We start from the raw sequence: 3,953 nt of genomic DNA, 5'->3' as shown, positions 1-3,953 counted from the left end.
TCTTTTCGTTGATCTCGCGCGTCGCCGGCGAGCCGCAGATCGGGCAAGTGTGAGGGAACTCGTAAGGCACCGCATCAGCAGGCCGCTTGTCGATGACGACGCTGACGATCTGCGGAATGACATCGCCTGCCCGCTGGATCACGACCGTATCGCCGATGCGCACATCGATGCCGTCGCGGATCGGCTCGCCGGTCGAGTCCAGGCCCTTGATGTAGTCCTCATTGTGCAGCGTGACGTTCTCGACCACGACGCCGCCGACAGTGACCGGCGCCAGCCGCGCAACCGGCGCCAGCGTACCGGTACGGCCGACCTGGATGTCGATCTTCTGCACGGTCGTCATCGCCTGTTCGGCCGGAAATTTATGCGCGACCGCCCAGCGCGGTTCGCCGGTGACGAAACCCCAGCGGCGCTGCAACTCCAGCTGGTCGACCTTGTAGACGACGCCGTCGATATCGTAGCCGAGCGCCGAGCGCTGCTCCTCGATCCGATGATAATGCGCGATCAGCTCCTCGGCCGATTTCGCCCGCACCATCAGCGGACTGATCTTGAACCCCCACTCGGCGAATTTCTGCACCGAATCATATTGGGTCGGAGCGGGATCAGCCGTCGTGTAACCCCAGGCATAGGCGAAGAATTTGAGGTTGCGGCTGGCGGTGACGGATGGATCCTTCTGGCGCAGCGATCCGGCCGCCGTATTGCGCGGATTGACGTAGTCCTGGCCGCCGGCCGCAGCCGATCGCTGCTTCAGCGCCTCGAATTCCGCATAGGTCATGTAGACCTCACCGCGGATCTCGATGATTTCGGGCCAGCCCGAGCCTTTCAGCTTCGCTGGAATATCGGCGATCGTCTTCAAATTGGCGGTGATGTCTTCGCCAACGGCGCCGTTGCCACGCGTCGCGCCCTGCACGAACACACCGTTTTCGTAACGCAGCGAAGCCGACAGCCCGTCGATCTTCGGTTCGGCTGTGAAGGCGATGTCGAGCTCCTTGTCGCGATCGAAGAACCGCCGCCCGCGTTCGATGAAATCCGTGACGTCATCGTCGGTATAGGCCTTGGCAAGGCTGAGCATCGGCACGGCATGGCGCACCTTGGTAAAGCCTTCCGCCGGAGCGGCTCCGACCCTGAGCGATGGCGAATCCTCGCGCACCAGCGCCGGAAAGCGCTCCTCGATGGCAAGGTTGCGCCGTGCGAGCGCATCATACTCCGCATCGGTGATAACAGGCGCATCTTCGGTATGGTAGCGCCGGTCGTGCTCGGCGATCTCTTCCGCCAGCCGCTTCAGCTCGGCTTCGGCCTCGCTTTCGGTCAGGGCATCAACTGGTTTTTCGGACATGCTTTCTTCCCCGAACGGTGGCGCTACACAATAGATCAGCATTTCAAGAAAATCATTCCTGAACAGCAGGATGGAGCCATATCCTGACTCGATCCCTGACATCAGCCGTTCTTATGCAGCTGTGGTGTTCTCGCGCAGCAACCGTTCGGCGGCCGCGCGCGCTTCATCGGTGATGGTGGCGCCGGCCAGCATGCGCGCGATCTCTTCCTGCCGCGCCGGCCGGTCCATCTCGGCGATGCCTGTGGCGACACGGTCGGTGGTGCCTGATTTGGAGATCAGGAAATGCGTCGCCGCGCGTGCCGCCACCTGCGGTGCGTGCGTCACCGACAGCACCTGGACGCGTTTCGACAGTCGCGCCAGCCGCTGGCCGATGGCGTCGGCGACAGCACCGCCCACGCCGGTGTCGATTTCATCGAACACCAGCGTCGGCGCCGAACCGCGGTCGGCCAGCGCCACCTTCAGCGCCAGAAGGAAGCGCGAAAGCTCGCCGCCGGAGGCCACTTTCATCATCGGCCCGGGCCGCGTGCCTGGATTGGTGCGCACCCAGAACTCGATCTGGTCGATCCCCTCTTCCATGCGGCTCTCGGCCTCGCTCTTCATTTCCACGATAAAGGCGGCGCGTTCGAGCTTCAGGGCCGGCAGTTCGGCCATCACGGCCTTGGTCAGGCCGACCGCCGCCGCATGACGCAGCGAGGACAGCTGCGCGGCGGCAATGTCGTAGGTCTCGCGCGCGGCGGTGGCCTGCTTTTCCAGCCCATGCAGGCGCTCCTCGCCGGCATCGAGATCGGCGAGATCGGCCGACATCGTGTCGCGCAGCTGCGCTAGATCGTCGACGGCGACGCTGTGCTTGCGCGAGGCGGCGCGCAGCGAAAACAGCCGCTCCTCCGCTTTCTCCAGCCGCTGCGGATCATATTCGGTGGCGCGCAGTGCTGCCTCGACGCCCGATTGCGCCGCGTCGAGCGACAGCATCGCCTCGTCGAGCGATTTGACGACATCGTCGAGCAGGCCGGGCGCCTCCGACACCTTGCGCTGCAGCCGCCGCAACAGGCTGGCCAGTTGCGGCAGGGGCGAAGATGGGCCCGACAGCACATCCTGCGCGTCATGGATTTCGGAAGCGATCTTTTCGGCCCGCATCATCGATGCGCGCAGTTCGGCAAGGTCGGTCTCCTCGCCCGGCTGCGGATCGAGCTTGGTCAATTCCGCCACCGCCGCGCGCAGATAGTCGGCCTCGCGCGCGGCCGCCGCCACCTTGATGCGGTGGCGCGACAGCTCCTGCTCGCAGGCGCGCCAGTGCCGCCATGCCTCGGCGGTCGAGCGGACGGCGCCGAGATGGCCCCCGAAAGCGTCGAGCACCTCGCGGTGTGCTCCGGGATCGACCAGCGCGCGCTCGTCATGCTGGCCGTGGATCTCGACCAGCGCGCGCCCGACATCGCGCATCAGCGTGACGCTCGAAGGCTGATCGTTGACGAAGACACGGGTGCGGCCGTCCGCCGTCTGCAGGCGGCGCAGGATGATGTCGCCGTCGTCCTCGATCGCATTGTCGGCAAGCAGCGTACGCGCCGGATGATTGCGCGGCACGTCGAAGACGGCGATGACCTGGCCTTGCGCCGCGCCATGGCGCACCAGCGAAGCATCGCCGCGCGCACCGAGCGCCAGCGAAAGGGCGTCGAGCAGGATGGATTTGCCGGCACCGGTTTCGCCGGTCAGTACCGAAAGACCCGGCTGGAAGTCTATATCCAGCTTCTCGATCAGGACGATATCGCGGATCGACAGTCTGGAAAGCATCAGAACCCGAATCTAGAACGGCACGCGACCATTTGCAGTCGCAGCGCCGCACTATCTTTTTGTTTGAGCACCGGATCAATCCGAAAAGCGCTGTGGCGCTTCAGTCGATGCTCATACGTCAGGCGCCGGTGATCATCTTCCCGGCTTTGGATATCCACGACCCGGCATTCTCGCGCGGTGCAAGCCCATTGCTCTGCAAGAGCTTGTAGGAATCCTTGTACCATGGGCTGTCGGGGTAGTTGGTGCCGAGCACGGCGGCGGCGGTTTGTGCCTCCGAGGTCAGACCCATCGCGTAATAGCTTTCGGTCAAGCGGGCGAGCGCCTCCTCGACATGGCGGGTGTTGGAATAGTTCTCGACCACGGTGCGGAAGCGCTTCACGGCAGCGATGTATTCACGCCGCTCAAGATAGTAACGGCCGATCTGCATTTCCTTGCCGGCCAACTGGTCGTTGGCGAAGCGGATCTTTTCCTTGGCGTCTTCGACATATTCCGATGTTGGCCAGCGCGTGACCAGATCCTGCATCGTCTGGACGGTCTGGCGCGCTTCCTTCTGGTCCTGCGTCACGTCCTTGATCTGACGGTAGTAGCTCAAGCCGATGATGTACTGCGCATAGGCGGCGTCATCGGTCGACGGGTAAAGCGTGAGATAGCGCTTGGCCGAGCCGATCGCCTCATCGTAATTGCCCTGGCGATAGTCGGCGAAAGCGCCCATCACCATCGATTTGCGGGCCCATTCCGAATAGGGATGCTGACGGTCGACGGCGTCGAACTTCCGGCTCGCCTCCTGCAGGCGCCCGGCATTGAGATTGGCAAGGCCCTGATTGTAGACAACATC

At 63.8% G+C, this 3,953-nt stretch carries 3 protein-coding genes; all 3 read right to left on the bottom strand.

Annotated elements, in window-relative coordinates:
- Window positions 1-1,333 (bottom strand): NAD-dependent DNA ligase LigA (ligA, locus tag EN964_RS27765; protein WP_127276989.1); only part of this gene is annotated, 1,333 nt, incomplete at its 3' end.
- Window positions 1,334-1,444: 111 nt separating this feature from the next.
- Complete coding sequence (recN, locus tag EN964_RS27760; protein WP_127269548.1) at window positions 1,445-3,118, bottom strand: DNA repair protein RecN; 1,674 nt, start codon at window positions 3,116-3,118, stop codon at window positions 1,445-1,447.
- 118 nt (window positions 3,119-3,236) lie between these two features.
- The coding region (locus EN964_RS27755) for an outer membrane protein assembly factor BamD (RefSeq protein ID WP_164776029.1) at window positions 3,237-3,953 on the bottom strand (717 nt) is incomplete at its 5' end.

The sequence above is a fragment of the Mesorhizobium sp. M7A.F.Ca.CA.001.10.2.1 genome, assembly GCF_003998575.1.
Classification (GTDB): Bacteria; Pseudomonadota; Alphaproteobacteria; order Rhizobiales; family Rhizobiaceae; genus Mesorhizobium.
Note: the sequence above shows the minus strand (reverse complement) of the source record. Positions and strands in the feature narration are given on the sequence as shown.

What these genes read in the sequence shown, in the direction of transcription:
- recN (WP_127269548.1), bottom strand. Translation starts at nt 3,118, where the DNA reads ATGCTTTCCAGACTGTCGATCCGCGATATCGTCCTGATCGAGAAGCTG.